The organism is Rhizobium sp. No.120, from assembly GCF_054558365.1.
This window is the reverse complement of the sequence record NZ_BAAJNQ010000002.1, coordinates 499,852-513,859: the sequence shown is the minus strand read 5'-3', so window position 1 is coordinate 513,859 and position 14,008 is coordinate 499,852. Positions and strand designations below refer to the sequence as shown.

Annotated in this window: 13 protein-coding genes; 3 read left to right on the top strand and 10 right to left on the bottom strand. The window is 59.1% G+C overall.

Annotated elements, in window-relative coordinates:
- Window positions 1-152 precede the first annotated feature (152 nt).
- Window positions 153-1,133 (bottom strand): flagellin N-terminal helical domain-containing protein, encoded by a 981-nt coding sequence (locus ACYJRZ_RS08225; protein WP_459457858.1) that lies wholly within the window; start codon window positions 1,131-1,133, stop codon window positions 153-155.
- Window positions 1,134-1,389: 256 nt separating this feature from the next.
- Window positions 1,390-2,307: a flagellin N-terminal helical domain-containing protein gene (locus ACYJRZ_RS08220; RefSeq protein ID WP_459457856.1), complete on the bottom strand. Its 918-nt coding sequence runs from the start codon at window positions 2,305-2,307 to the stop codon at window positions 1,390-1,392.
- 311 nt (window positions 2,308-2,618) lie between these two features.
- Here ACYJRZ_RS08220 and ACYJRZ_RS08215 point away from each other — a divergent pair, with 311 nt between their 5' ends.
- Entirely contained in the window at window positions 2,619-4,109 is a 1,491-nt protein-coding gene (locus ACYJRZ_RS08215) for a pyridoxal phosphate-dependent decarboxylase family protein (protein ID WP_459457854.1), read from the top strand.
- Entirely contained in the window at window positions 4,100-5,362 is a 1,263-nt protein-coding gene (locus tag ACYJRZ_RS08210; protein ID WP_459457852.1) for an ATP-grasp domain-containing protein, read from the top strand. Before ACYJRZ_RS08215 ends, ACYJRZ_RS08210 begins: the two co-directional genes overlap by 10 nt.
- A 111-nt stretch (window positions 5,363-5,473) precedes the next feature.
- Here ACYJRZ_RS08210 and ACYJRZ_RS08205 read toward each other — a convergent pair whose 3' ends face one another.
- The gene (locus ACYJRZ_RS08205; protein WP_459457850.1) at window positions 5,474-6,385 is read right to left on the bottom strand and encodes a flagellin N-terminal helical domain-containing protein; all 912 of its coding nucleotides are present in this window, start codon (window positions 6,383-6,385) and stop codon (window positions 5,474-5,476) included.
- A gap of 255 nt (window positions 6,386-6,640) precedes the next feature.
- On the bottom strand, window positions 6,641-7,552 hold the full coding sequence (locus tag ACYJRZ_RS08200) for a flagellin N-terminal helical domain-containing protein (RefSeq protein WP_459457848.1): 912 nt from the start codon (window positions 7,550-7,552) through the stop codon (window positions 6,641-6,643).
- A gap of 331 nt (window positions 7,553-7,883) precedes the next feature.
- Here ACYJRZ_RS08200 and ACYJRZ_RS08195 point away from each other — a divergent pair, with 331 nt between their 5' ends.
- On the top strand, window positions 7,884-9,827 hold the full coding sequence (locus ACYJRZ_RS08195; protein WP_459457846.1) for an O-linked N-acetylglucosamine transferase, SPINDLY family protein: 1,944 nt from the start codon (window positions 7,884-7,886) through the stop codon (window positions 9,825-9,827).
- Between the two features lie 55 nt (window positions 9,828-9,882).
- Here the strand turns inward: ACYJRZ_RS08195 and fliP are convergent, their stop codons facing one another.
- Genes fliP through flgA form a run of 6 tightly spaced genes read right to left on the bottom strand, consistent with a single transcriptional unit; the run spans window position 9,883 to window position 14,005 of the window.
- Window positions 9,883-10,641 carry a flagellar type III secretion system pore protein FliP gene (gene fliP, locus ACYJRZ_RS08190; protein ID WP_459457844.1) on the bottom strand — a complete coding sequence of 253 codons (759 nt, stop codon included), beginning with the start codon at window positions 10,639-10,641 and terminating at the stop codon, window positions 9,883-9,885.
- Window positions 10,638-11,132, bottom strand: a complete 495-nt coding sequence (locus ACYJRZ_RS08185) for a flagellar basal body-associated FliL family protein (protein WP_459457842.1) — start codon at window positions 11,130-11,132, stop codon at window positions 10,638-10,640. The genes fliP and ACYJRZ_RS08185 overlap by 4 nt, the downstream gene beginning before the upstream one ends.
- 23 nt (window positions 11,133-11,155) lie before the next feature.
- The gene (gene flgH / locus ACYJRZ_RS08180; protein WP_459457840.1) at window positions 11,156-11,869 is read right to left on the bottom strand and encodes a flagellar basal body L-ring protein FlgH; all 714 of its coding nucleotides are present in this window, start codon (window positions 11,867-11,869) and stop codon (window positions 11,156-11,158) included.
- Complete coding sequence (locus tag ACYJRZ_RS08175) at window positions 11,866-12,408, bottom strand: MotE family protein (protein ID WP_459457838.1); 543 nt, start codon at window positions 12,406-12,408, stop codon at window positions 11,866-11,868. Before ACYJRZ_RS08175 ends, flgH begins: the two co-directional genes overlap by 4 nt.
- Window positions 12,405-13,523 (bottom strand): flagellar basal body P-ring protein FlgI, encoded by a 1,119-nt coding sequence (locus tag ACYJRZ_RS08170; RefSeq protein WP_459457836.1) that lies wholly within the window; start codon window positions 13,521-13,523, stop codon window positions 12,405-12,407. Before ACYJRZ_RS08170 ends, ACYJRZ_RS08175 begins: the two co-directional genes overlap by 4 nt.
- Window positions 13,520-14,005, bottom strand: a complete 486-nt coding sequence (gene flgA, locus ACYJRZ_RS08165) for a flagellar basal body P-ring formation chaperone FlgA (RefSeq protein ID WP_459457834.1) — start codon at window positions 14,003-14,005, stop codon at window positions 13,520-13,522. The genes ACYJRZ_RS08170 and flgA overlap by 4 nt, the downstream gene beginning before the upstream one ends.
- Window positions 14,006-14,008 lie beyond the last annotated feature (3 nt).

Below are 14,008 nucleotides of genomic sequence, written 5' to 3'. Positions count from 1 at the left end.
CACGCTTCCGGTTTCCGTCCTCAGGCAGCGGCATCCGGGACCAAGGTCACCAGCACTTTACGCAGCCAAGCCACTGCAAAGGACCGTAGGCAGTCAAACTTGTGCGAGGATGAATGCGGTGCGGCATAACCGATCCGAGTTCAGCCCAACGGTCACTTCGATTGAAGGATGATCAGAACCTTACTCGCCATGCTGTTGGCGATCGACAATGTCTGCACGCCCATCTGCTGCGCCGTCTGCAGGGCACTCTGTCGAGCCGAGGCTTCTTCCATATTGGTATCGACCAGGTCGCCGACGCTGCTCTTGATAGCATCTCCGAGCTTGGAAATATAATCCGACTGATCGGTGATGTTGGATGCCATCAGACCCAATGTCGAATCGGCTGAGGTTGCCGATTTCAGGAGCGAATTGGTGACATTGATCATATCGGTCAATTCGTCGTCCGTCGTGGTGCTGGAGATTGCGATCTCCGTTCCACCTGGTGGCGTCGAACCGCCGCTGGCGGCAAGGAGATAGTAGTTGCGGGCCGTTCCGCCGCTGGTCCCCGGAGCGCCGAGCGTGCTCGCGTCGACATTTTTCGTCAGCAAACCTCGCGCCGGTTGGGCGGTATCGATCATCAGGGTTTGAGAGCTATCGTAATCGATCGTCGTAAAATTGATTTGCCCGCCTGTGCCCCGCGTGAAGTTGCTGATCACCGATTGCTGCGTATTGGCTTGCTGCTCAGTGTTGTATAGCCAGTTTTCACCCGAGAAGGATGCGGATTGGGTAACGGATTGCAGCTGGTTCTTGAGCTGCTGAATATCGGCGTTGATCGCATTCTTGTCTGTGCCCGATTCCTTTGCGGAAACCAGTTTGGACTGGATCTGGGTCAGCAGGCTGACGACCGTATCCATGGCGGTGGATGCGGTATCGACTTTCGAGGTGCCGAGACCAAGCGCGTCCGTGATCGTAGAAAGGCTGCTGCGGTCCGAACGCATAGTGGTCGCCATCGACCAATAGGTAGGATCGTCGCTCGCCGCCTGAATGCGATAACCGGACGAGACCTGCCGCTGCACGACATCGAGATCTTTGTTGATACCGCGCAACACGGTCAGCGCCGCCGACGTGGATGGGTTCGTCGTCACATTGCTCATCTGAAAATCCGTAATTCCATTGGAACTGGCAAGCCGGACCGATCCGGCAGCAACGATTGGCCTCATGCCCGCCAGCGGGAAATATCCCAGCACGGCCCGTCGCTAAAGCGCAGTCCGGCAACCGCTTGGAAGGAGGACGAAAGCCGGACCTGCGCATAGTCTGCAAATCAATTAGCGGCAACGTTAACAAAAGCTTATACGCGGCGACAAGAGGGAAATACCGCCGCGCGATCTCGACGCAAGCTCCAGTCAAGGCTCACTTGAAGAGAGCGAGAACGTTCTGTGCGCTCGAATTGGCAATCTGCAGCGACTGGATAGCCAATTGCTGCTGGGTCTGCAGCGCCGACAGTTTGCTCGACTCCTCTTCCATATTCGCATCGACGAGCTTACCGACACCGGAATCGATCGTATCATGCAACGTCGAAACGAAGCTCGTCTGCAGATCGATGCGCGTCGAAAGCGAGCCGAGCTGCGAGGCCGTGCTTGTCATCGCGTTGAGGGCGCCCTGAATGAGATTCATGGCCTTGCCGATGTCGCCACCCGTCATGTTGGTGATATCGAGACTGAAGACCGAATAGGATGTGCCGTTAATATTCTGCTGGGTGCCGAGAATACCGGAGCTGGTATCGATCGAACCACCGCTTGCGCCGAACAGAACGTTGCCCTGCGAGCTGGTATCGAAGGCGTAGCTGGTGCTGTTGACTGAAACCGTGCCGTTATTGTTGCGCACGAAGGAGGAAACGACGGAGGCCGAGGCGCCATTCGCCGCATACATCCAGTTCTGCCCGGAGAAGGATGCGGACTGTGCAATGCTTTCCAGCTGCTGCTGAAGCTGGGAAACCTCCTCCTGGATATCAGCCTTCGAAACACTGCTTTCAGTTGCGGCGACGAGCTTGTCCTTTACCTGTTGAACGACCTTGATGGCGTTGTCCATTGCTGCATAGGCCGTATCGACCTTGGCCGCACCCAGGCCCAATGCATCCGAAACGGCGGAAAGCGCGCCATTGTCGGAGCGCATGGTTGTCGCGATCGACCAGTAAGCGGCGTTGTCGGCGGCCTTCGCTACCTTGTAACCCGAGGAAACACGGCTCTGCGTATCCTGCAGATTCGTATTGATGCCGCGCAGGGTCTGGAGGGCGGACATCGCGGCGTCGTTGGTGAGGATGCTGGTCATCGAAAAGTGCCCCTTATGGCTGATTTTGGAAGGGACATTCCGGTCTTGCGGCCGGGAACGGCAATCAGCTTCATGCTTGTTAACCGCCTCTTAGGAGAAGTTAACCAACCGTTGCGCTAGCCGCAACTGACAGCAATAGAGTTAATAAAAGGTTAATGTCACCGACAAAAGTTAACGAATTCATGTGGCTGATAACCGGGAGGCCTGCAAGTCAGCCTCGCGCCATCTTGGACGTCGTAGCATGGAAGCGATCCGTCCGATGTCGGACGGAAACGGCGGCGCCAATAGGACCGGCCATAGACGAGGTTGAGATGTTCAGTTTGCAAGACGCCGGACAAGCGGCAGATGATTGCCGCGCGCGAACAAGCCTCGACCCAGAGGACTGGCAGGCCCTACGCAAACAGGGCCATCAGATGCTTGACGACATGTTCGATCATCTCCAGACGCTCGGCCGGAAGCCGGTTTGGCAACATGCTCCCGCCGCTGCCCGTGCCCTGTTCGATGCGCCGTTGCCCGTGGAGGCCGGCGATCTAGCTGACGTCCACGCGATCTTTCGGGAAAACATCCTGCCCTACGGCAGCGGCAACATTCATCCGGGCTTCATGGGCTGGGTCCAGGGCGGCGGCACCGTTACCGGCATGCTCGCCGAAATGCTCGCCGGCGGGCTGAATGCCAACCTCGGCGGACGAGATCACATGCCGATCGAGGTCGAGCGCCAGATCATCCGCTGGGCGCGCGAGATCTTCTCTTTTCCGGAAACGGCAGGCGGGATATTCCTGACCGGTGCATCGCAGGCGAATTTCGTCGCGGTGCAGATCGCCAGATGCCGCAAGCTTGGCGGCAATGTCCGTGCAAACGGCCTGTCCGCCGAATCCCGGCTCGTCGCCTATGCCTCGAGCGAAGTGCATGGATGCGTGCCCCGTGCTTTCGAAATGTCGGGCATCGGCAGCAATCAGCTGCGGCGCATTCCCGTCGACGCCGTCGGCCGAATCGATCTCGATGCGCTGGAACAGGCGATCCTTCGCGACGAACAGGAAGGTTTCACGCCGTTCCTCCTTATCGGAAGCGCTGGAACGGTCAACACCGGCGCCGTCGATGACCTTGCGGCTCTGCGCGGCATCGCCGACGCCCATGATCTTCATTTTCACGTCGATGGCGCACTCGGCGCTCTTGGCGTCCTCAGCGGAGATCTCGCGTCTTTGTTTGCGGGGATCGAAGCCTGCGATTCGCTCGCTTTCGATTTCCACAAGTGGGGTCAGGTACCCTATGATGCCGGCTTCCTCCTGGTGCGGGACAGCGAGTGGCAGCGGCAAGCCTTTGCTTCGGATGCCGCTTATCTGAGCCGCGCTGAGACCGGACTTGCCGGCGGGGACTGGTGGCCCTGCGACTATGGTCCGGATCTTTCCCGTGGCTTTAGGGCGCTGAAGACCTGGTTCACCCTGAAAACCTATGGCGTTAGAGCATTAGGGCAGGCAATGAACGCCAATTGCCTACTGGCACGCGAGCTGGCACACCGGATCGAGCGAGAGCCGGCGCTGAAGCTGCTCGCGCCCGTCGCCCTCAACATCGTCTGCTTCGCCTATGTCGGAGCCGACGGAACGATGCCGGCATCGGTCAATTCCCACATCGTCGAGCGTCTCCACGCCGAGGGTCGCGTCGCTCCGTCCTTGACCCACCTGAACGGTCAGCCGGCAATTCGCGCGGCGATCGTAAACCACCGTACCCGACAGACGGATATCGACGCGCTCGTTCGGAGCGTTTTGATAATCGGCTCCCAACAGGATCTTCCGCAATGCAGATGACCAAAGCCCCCATCGCCGACCCGACCCGACCGAACATGCCGGCCGGCGCCCAAATTCTTGGCATGCGGAAAATAGTCTCTCTCGTCTATGCCGGGCATGACGTGGCGCCGCTCTGGAACGAGCTCATGCAACGCGTGACAGCGGATCCGACCGCCGCTGCCGCGCTGTTGGACATGGCGATCATTCTGCAAACCCTCGGCCGTAGCGACGAAGCCCGCCAGATCCTGAAGAGTGCCGTGCAGATGCGCCGCGACTATTGCGTGGTCCATGGCAACGGGACTGGCCCGCGGCTACTCGCTTTCGTGACCGAAGGCGATTTCATGGCCAATACGCCGCTCGATTTTCTGCTGGCCGGCAGCGACTGCGTGCTGTGGCTGTACTATGTCGACCTACAAACCGCCGCGCTTGCCGATTTGCCGGATTATGACACCGCCTTCATGGCAATCGGAGAGTCGACGGAAAACGCCCCGCTGCTTGCCCATATGCAGACGCTGCTTGCCAAATTCGACGGTCCGGTGATGAACCGCAATCCGGGACTGATCGCGAGGCTGACGCGCGACGGTGTCAGCGGCATGCTGGCGAATGAGCCCTCCATCCTTTCGCCCGTTACCTACCGCGTATCGCACGCCGATCTTTTAGCCGTCGCCACGTGCGCGAAGCAACTGGACGATTGCGCTCCGGGCCTTGCCTACCCGCTCGTGGTGCGCCCAATCAGCACACATGCGGGCAACGGCATGGAACGCATCACCGGCTCCACCGAGCTTGCAGCCTTTCTGAAGGCCCAGCCCGCTCCGGAACTCTACGTCGCGCCCTTCATCGATTTTCGCGGTTCCGATGGCTACTATAACAAGCAGCGCATCGTGTTCATCGACGGCAAGGCGTTCGCGAGCCACATGGCACTTTCGGATCATTGGATCGTGCATTATCTGAGTGCCGGCATGGAGCAGAGCGCGGCAAAACGCGCCGTCGAGCAGGCATGGATGGAAAATTTCGATCAGGATTTCGCCCTGCGCCATAAGGAAAGCTTCGCCGCCCTTTGCCGTCATATCCCGCTCGATTATTTCGGCATCGATTGCGCCGAACTTCCCGACGGACGCCTGCTGGTGTTCGAGCTCGATGTCGCCATGGTGGTCCATGACATGGATGATCCGAGCGTCTATCCCTACAAGCAGGCAGCCATGCGGAAACTGTTCGATGGCTTCGTCGATGCAGTCAGGCAAAGGGCTGCAGCGGCCCTGGAAAAGGCGTCCTGAGTCGGTCGGCGCCGATGCGCCGGGCCAAAAACGAAAACCGCGCCTTCCGGAGAAGGCGCGGCGAAGGCTTGTCTCTTGTCATCGACCAACGCTGCGCGTTAGTTCTTCCTATTAACGGAAGAGCGACAGGATCGACTGGCTCGAGGAATTGGCGATCGAGAGCGACTGGACGGCCAGCTGCTGCTGCGTCTGCAGAGCGGACAGCTTGCTCGATTCCTGTTCCATGTTGGCGTCAACCAGTTTGCCCACACCCGATTCGATCGAGTCGGACAGCGAGGAAGCGAAAGTCGTCTGCAGATCGATGCGAGCGGAGATGGAGCCGAGGCGGGAGTTCATGCTGGTCATGGCGTTCAGAGCGGTCTGAACCATGTTCAGGGCGCTGGAGATCTGGCCGCCGGTCATGCTGGAGATGTCCAGGCTGAAGACCGAAGCGCCAACCGACGCATCCGACGTACCCAGGATGCCCGAAGTCGTGTCGATCGTGCCGCCGCTCGAGCCGAACAGAACGTTGCCGGTTGCGCCGGCGTCGAAGGCGTAGGAGGTCGTGCTGACCGAAACGGTGCCGTTGGTACCGCGGATGAAGGACGAGACGACCGAAGCGGAGCCACCGCTCGAAGCCATGACCCAGTTTTCGCCGTTGAACGAAGCCGACTGGGCTACGCTCTGCAGCTGCTCCTGCAGCTGGCCGATTTCTTCCTGAACCGACTTCTTGTCAACCGAAGCTTCCATGGCGGTGACAAGCTTGCTCTTGATCTGGCCGACGATGTCGATGGCGCTGGTGACAGCGGTGGTTGCCGTATCAACCTTTGCGGCGCCGAGGCCGAGGGCGTCGGAAACCGCGCCGATGGCGCTGTTGTCGGACTTCATGCTGGTGGCGATCGACCAGTAAGCGGCGTTATCGGAAGCCTTGGAGATACGCAGGCCCGAGGAAACGGCGCTCTGCGTCTGCTGCAGGTTGGAGCCGATGCTGCGCAGCGTCTGGAGAGCGGCCATTGCGGCGTTGTTGGTAAGAATGCTCGTCATGATATTTGCCCCTTTGGCAGTGGTTAAATAAGGGACATTCCGGACCTAAAACCGGTAACGGCATTCAGCATCATGCCTGTTAACCAAAATCGTTAAGGTTAACTCGCCGCTTCGATGGTCCTAAGAAACAGCAATATAGTTAAGAAAAGCTGAACCGGCTTAAGCCAGAAAATATAAAAAAAACCGCACCTTAGGCAGGTGCGGTTAACTTGTTGTTTAGGATTTTCGACCAACGCTGCGCGTTGGTTCTTCCTATTAACGGAAGAGCGACAGGATCGACTGGTTCGAGGAGTTGGCGATCGAGAGCGACTGGATAGCCAGCTGCTGCTGCGTCTGCAGAGCGGACAGCTTGCTCGATTCCTGTTCCATGTTGGCGTCAACCAGCTTGCCAACGCCCGACTGGATCGAGTCGGACAGCGAGGAAGCAAAGCTCGTCTGCAGATCGATACGGCTGGAGACAGAACCCAACTTCGAGCCCAGGCTGGTCATGGCGTTCAGAGCGGTCTGAACCATGTTCAGGGCGCTGGAGATCTGGCCGGTCGTCATGCTGGAGATATCGAGGCTGAAGACCGAAGCGCCAACCGACGCATCCGACGTACCCAGGATGCCCGAAGTCGTGTCGATCGTGCCGCCGCTCGAGCCGAACAGAACGTTGCCGGTTGCGCCGGCGTCGAAGGCGTAGGAGGTCGTGCTGACCGAAACGGTGCCGTTGGTACCGCGGATGAAGGACGAGACGACCGAAGCGGAGCCACCGCTCGAAGCCATGACCCAGTTTTCGCCGTTGAACGAAGCCGACTGGGCTACGCTCTGCAGCTGCTGCTGCAGCTGGCCGATTTCTTCCTGAACAGCCTTCTTGTCAACCGAACCTTCCATGGCGGTCGCAAGCTTGCTCTTGATCTGGCCGACGATGTCGATGGCGCTGCTGACGGCCGTCGAAGCGGTGTCAACCTTTGCGGCGCCGAGGCCGAGGGCGTCGGAAACCGCGCCGATGGCGCTGTTGTCGGACTTCATGCTGGTGGCGATCGACCAGTAAGCGGCGTTATCGGAAGCCTTGGAGATACGCAGACCCGAGGAAACGGCGCTCTGCGTCTGCTGCAGGTTGCTGCTGATGCCGCGCAGCGTCTGGAGAGCGGCCATTGCGGAATTGTTGGTAATAATGCTGGTCATAGAAGTGTCCCCTGGAAACTGGATACTAAAGGAGGACATACCGGACTGGAGATACCGGCGATGACGGAGCAGCTTCATGCCCCTCGATCCGTTTTCCTAGAGGACCAAACCCGTCATGTCGCAAGGAAAGTCGCATCCATTGCTTGCCAATTTCTTAAATTCGATCCGCGGGTAAGCGGCTCTCCGGAACGTAGCTAACAATGCGTAAAGGCCTTTTTGGAGTTGCTTCGGTTTCAGGCAAGCTACGTGCGCAATGATCCGGCGAATCCATGAAGCCAGCCCCTCGCCCTCAGGCGAGAGTCGGTCGACATATTGCTCGGAGTTCTCGCTCTTGAATACGAAAAACGCCTTTGCGACTGCATCCAGCTTTTATCAGAAGGGGCAATATACACGCGCGCTCGAAACGCTGAACGAATTGCTTAATGTCGACGGATCGCCCAAGACCTATGCGTTGCTGGCAAAAACACTGCTCAAACTTGGGTTCAAATCGGATGCGGCGAGCGCCTATGAGCTGGCGGGCCGGCAAAAGCCGCAGCGCGACGACTATCTTCGGGAAGCCCTGTTGCTGCACAACGATTGCGGCAATGACGAGCAAGCTCTTGCCGTAGGAAGCCTGATCCTTCCAATGGCGTTTAAGGACCCGGATATTGCCTTCATTCTCGCCCGCATTTTCCTCAGCCGAGAGCAGAAAGAACTCCTGAGCGGCTTCAAGACGGTACTGGTCGAGGGACCGAAGGTCGAGCATCGGCTCATGGCATCGAAACTCCTCACCGACGATCTCTACGACGAAAGCAACCGACACTTGGTTGCGACCCTATTCAAAAAACATCCCGACAGCAGCATCGCTCGCATACTTCATCTGATCTTCGCCCGAGAAATATCCGATCTCGCGGTTGTCGACAGGTACATGCCGTCGATCACAGCGGCACTGGCAGAAGGCAATCTCGCCTACGTGATCCCGGATAACCCCTTCTTCCACCTGCATTGGTGTGGCGATGAAGCAATTAACAAATATGCGGTCCACGACACAAAACCCCTGCCCGCCGGCCTTGCCGAGGCTCGTCGCAAGTTGCCGCACGCGTGGAGCAATAAGATCCGCGTCGGTTATCTCTCGTCCGATTTCTGGCCTGGCCACGCGACAATGAAGCTGATGCAGCGAACCCTGGAACTGCACGACAGGGATCGGTTCGAGGTCACCCTTTTCGACCATTCCGATCTCGCTTCACAGAAGGAACAGGAGTTCGACCATCAGAAGTGGGGGACGATGGTCGACGTTCGCGGTCTGTCCGACCAGGACGCGGCAAAGGAGATCCGAACCCGGAATATCGACATTCTCGTCGATCTCAAGGGACACACCAAAGCAAGCCGCGCGATTATCCTCAACCATATGGCAGCTCCGATCCATGTTTCCTGGCTCGGTTTTCCCGGCTCCGTCGTCAACATCGACCTCGACTACATCATCGGCGATCATTATGTGCTTCCGGATCATTCGAAGCCGCATTTCCATGAGAAGTTCTGCCGCCTGCCCGAATGCTACCAGCCGAACGATCCGCTCAACCGCCCAAAGCCACGGCCGACGACCCGCGCGCAGCACAAGCTTCCCGAAGACGCCTTCGTCTTCGCCTCCTTCAACGGCAATCGCAAGATCACCTCGCAAATGGTCGATGTATGGTGCAATATCCTCAAGCGCAGCAAGAACAGCGTGCTTTGGCTGCTCTGCAACGGCCCCCGCGCAGAAGCCAATCTCTGGGCACGTCTGGAATCGCGTGGCATCAGCCGCAAGCGGGTCGTCTTTACCACGCGCATTCGCTACGAGGATCATATTGATCGCCAGCAGCTTGCCGATCTCGGCCTTGATACTTTCCCCGTCAACGGCCATACGACCACCTCCGAGCAGCTATGGGGCGGTCTGCCGGTCCTCACCATGAAGGGCACCAACTTTGCCTCACGCGTCAGCGAAAGCCTGCTGAATGCGATCGGCGTGCCGGAGCTGGTCGCCGAGGACCTTCAAGCCTACGAAGATATGGCGGTGCAGCTCGCCAGCCAGCCCGAACGCATTGCGCAATTCAAAGAAACACTGGCTGCCAACCGCTACATCAAACCGCTCTTCGACGCCGAGCGCTTCACACGCCATCTGGAGGCGGCCTTCGAGATGATGGTGGGCCGGGCCAAGCAGGGTCTCGCACCCGATCATATGGACGTCCCGGCGTTGCCCATGCGCACACAAGCGTTTATGGAAGAAGATCAGAGCTCGGCGGCGATCGCTGCCGAATAAAGTCCAGCGATCGTCGGAGCCACACACGTTCGGCGATCGCTTCGCTCCTGTCTTTTCAGTGGAAAGAGCGGACCAGACTCCCGACCAAAAGGTTCCACCCGTCAATCAGCACGAAAAAGAGAATCTTGAACGGCAGGGAGATCGAGGTCGGCGGCAGCATCATCATGCCCATCGCCATGACGATGGTCGACACGATCAGGTCGATTACGAGAAACGGCAGTACCACCAGGAAGCCGATTTCGAAGCCGCGGCGGATTTCGGAGATCATGAAGGCCGGGATCAGGACGCGGTAATCGATCTTGTTATCGACCACCGTCGACTGGCCGCGTTCCTTCGCCAGATCGACGAAAAGCTTCAGGTCCTTGTCGCGCGTATTGTTCGACATGAAGGTGCGGAAAGGCTCGGCAATGCGCTGCACCGCATCGGCTTCCGAAACCTGGTTGGCAAGCAGCGGCTGCACGCCATCCTTCCAAGCCTGATCGAAGGTCGGCGACATGACGTAGAAGGTCATGAAGAGCGCAAGGCTCAAAAGGATCATGTTCGACGGCGTCGTTGAGAGGCCCATGCCCGTGCGCAGGATCGAAAAGGCGATGATGAAGCGCGGAAAGCTTGTCACCATGATCAGGATACCCGGCGCGATCGACAGGATCGTCAGGAGCCCGAAGGTACGGATGATCCAGGCGGCAACCGAGCCGTTGACCGGCGCGTTCAGAAGATCAGTGGGAAGCTGTTGCGACAACTGCTGCGCCGCCGCCAGTTCGGGCGACAAGGCAGCAATGACGAATATAAATAGAGCAAGTACTGGTCGACTCATTCGATCACGAAAGTTCTGAACATAACTTTCGATACTCGTCCTTCCGAGCGCAGGTCAACACGCTCCTGAATGTCATCCCGAAGATATTGCAGGCCGCGGGCGCCTTCGATCTGCTGCAGGGAAACCGTGCGGATATAGGCGAGGATGTCCTGATGGATCGCCTGGGCAAGCTGGGCATCCGGCGGCCCCTTGAAGACGAGCGCAAGCTCCAGCCTGATCCAGCTCTGCGAGGGATAAGCGAGATTGGTGGTGATCGGGTCCAGCGCGATGATGCCATTTGCCTGGGCGGCGGCGGCAGCCTGCTTGCTGTCGCCGCCGGCTTTTGCCGTCGCCTGGACCGCAGCGGTAGCCTGTTTGATCCTTGGCGCCACCATGGTTCCGAGTACCCAGCCTCCACCGCCGCCGAGCGCGGTCAACACCAGCAACCCGGCAATCATCATGATCAGTGGCGATCCCTTGCCCTTTGCCGATTCGTCTGCGACTGCTGCCATATCCCTATCCGTTCACTGTCAAATCAGAGCGGCGAGAGCAGATCTACCGCCTGCTGCCCCCTCGGCGGCTGCTGTATTTCCGTCAGACGGCCACGGCCGCCGTAGGAAATACGGGCCTCGGCGATCTTGTCGTAGGAAATGGTATTATCCGACGTGACATCCTGCGGCCGGACGATGCCGGCCACATTGAGAATGCGGATTTCCTGGTTCATGCGCACTTCCTGCGAGCCGCTGATCATCAGGTTGCCATTTTCGAGAATACCCGTCACGACGGCAGCGACCAGAAGGTTGATCTGCTCGGAGCGCTGCATCTTGCCCTTGCTGTCGGTGCTGGTGTCGGAGCCCGATTTCGCGTCTGCATTCGTGCTTGGCTGCCATCCAAATATCTTGGCAGTGACATTCCAGCCCATATCGCTCTTGTTGGTGCGATTACGATTGGTCTCGTTGTCCCAGTTCGCCTTGTCATTGATCTGGATCGTGACGGTCAGGATGTCGCCGACATTGAGCGCGCGCGAGTCCTTGAAGAGAGCCGCCTGCGAGTCGTTCCAGAGCGAATAGCCCTGCGCGACCTGATGAGGCCGCTTCGGATATTGCGACATCTGCGGCGTCTGCGCATATTGCAAACCGCTGCCGATCGGACTCATGGCAGGCGCCCTGCCGATTTCCCTGAGAGCCTGCGACTGGCAACCGGCGAGAAAAACGACGATTGCGCAGGCAGCCGTAAGACGCGTGTTCATGAGGGGTCCTTCGACTTCGATGTATTCGGGTCGGATGCGCTGGCGATAATATTGGTGATGACCGCCGCCTTCTTCGCATCCATTTCCGCGAGAATGAGGCTCGATTGGCGCGCCGAGAGCTTCATGATGATAGCGGCTGCGACGACCGTCCTCACATCGTTGAGGCTGGCGGCCGCCGCGTCCGGCTTCATGTTCTTGTAGATATCGACCAGTCCTAGATCGGCCGTCTTGAGGAAGTCATCGCGCTTTTTCAGCCAGTCCTCATATTCTGCCTTGCGCTTGTCCATGGTGGCGATGCGCTGATCGACATCGGCCTGGAGTTTTTCCAGCTCCTGCTTTTGCAGCAGGTAGCGCTGGTCTCGGGCCGGATCGGCGATATTGGTGCAGAACTGACGGATCTCATCCTGGCTGGAAGTGGGATCGGCGACAACCAGCTTCGGCGCTTCCTGCGCCAGAGTCGCACCGAAGGACAAGAGCAGGGCTCCAGTTACGAGACTACAGCCGATCAACATATTTCTGGCAATGGCGTTCGAGATCATTGCAGCACGAGCTCCGCTTGCAGGGCGCCGGCCGACTTGATGCCTTGCAGGATGGCGATGATGCCGTCCGGCTTGACGCCGATATTGTTGAGGCCTGCGACAAGCGTCTTCAGGTCAGGCCCTTCCAGCACCGCCACACGGCCGCCGCTCTTGGTGGCAGTGATATCGGTCTGGTCCTGGATCGCCGTCTGGCCATCGGAGAAGGGTTCTGGCTGGATCACCTGCGGGTTCTCGCTGACCTGCACGGTCAGCGTTCCGTAGCTGACGGCGACCGGCGATACGCGGACGTCGGCGCCGATGACGATCGTTCCGGTGCGCTCATTGATGACGACCTTGGCCGGCGTATCGGTCTGAATACTGAGATTTTCGATATCGGCCATCAGCCGCGCCAGGTCGGCCATCTTCGGCTTGGCGATCGTCACCTCCTGCGAATCCTTGGCCTCTGCGATCGGCGCGCCAAAACGCGAGGTCGCCCAGGTGTTGACCGTGTCGGAAATGCGGATCGACGTGGAGAAGTCCGGATTGCGCAGCTGCAGGACCAGATTGACGGAATCCTTGAAGCGAGACGGCAGTTCACGCTCGATGATGGCACCGCCCGGGACACGGCCAGCCGTCGTAACACCCTCGGTCACGGAGGCGGCAGCCCCCTGCGCCTGGAAGCCGGATACAATGACGGAGCCCTGCGCCACGGCATAGATCTGTCCATCGGCGCCACTCAGCGAGGTCATGATCAGCGTGCCGCCGCGCAGCGACGTCGCATCGCCGAGCGAGCTGACCGTCACGTCGATGCGGCTGCCCGGGCTTGCAAAGGGGGGCAGGTTCGCCGTCACCATGACGGCTGCCGTGTTCTTGGCGGCGGACTGTCCGCCTTGCGTCGAAATGCCGAGGTTCTGCAGCATCGCGCGCATGGACTGCTCGGTGAAAGGCGAAGAGCGCAGGCCATCGCCCGTTCCCTGGAGACCGACAATCAGACCATAGCCGATCAGCTGGTTGTCGCGGCCGGATTGCAGCGACGCGATATCCTTGATGCGCGATTGTATCGCGAAAGCCGGATCGGCAGCGATCAGGCTCGGCAATGCGAACAGGACTGCAAGTAATTGACGAAGCCGTTTCATTTCGCGACCACGCGTATCGTGCCGTTTTGAAGGACCGTGCCGTTGACGATGATGCCGGAATCCATGTTGCGGGCACGGATATTGTCGCCGACAGCGCCATCATCCAGCGGCGTGCCCGCCGCGGTAATGGTCATGCTGCCCATGCTCATCACCAGACGGACATTGGAGCCGCGTGTTACCGCATAAGGCTGGCGCAGCGCGGAGATGGAAATGGTACGGCCTGGAAGCAGCGTGCGCTTCGATACCAGGCCGGTCACATCGCGGAGCCGCTTGGCATAGTCGCCGCTCAGATTGGGGTTGGTGACATCAACCTCTTCGAGCTGACCGCTGGTGATGATATCGCCCGGATAGATCGTCTCGGTCGGCACCACGGCGGTTCCAAGACTTCCTCCATCGGTGCTCTGCGCGCCGGCGGGCACAGCCGACGCGACTACGACGGAGAGGCTCGCTGCGGCGAACCATGCCATTGCCAAGCTTTTCATCCG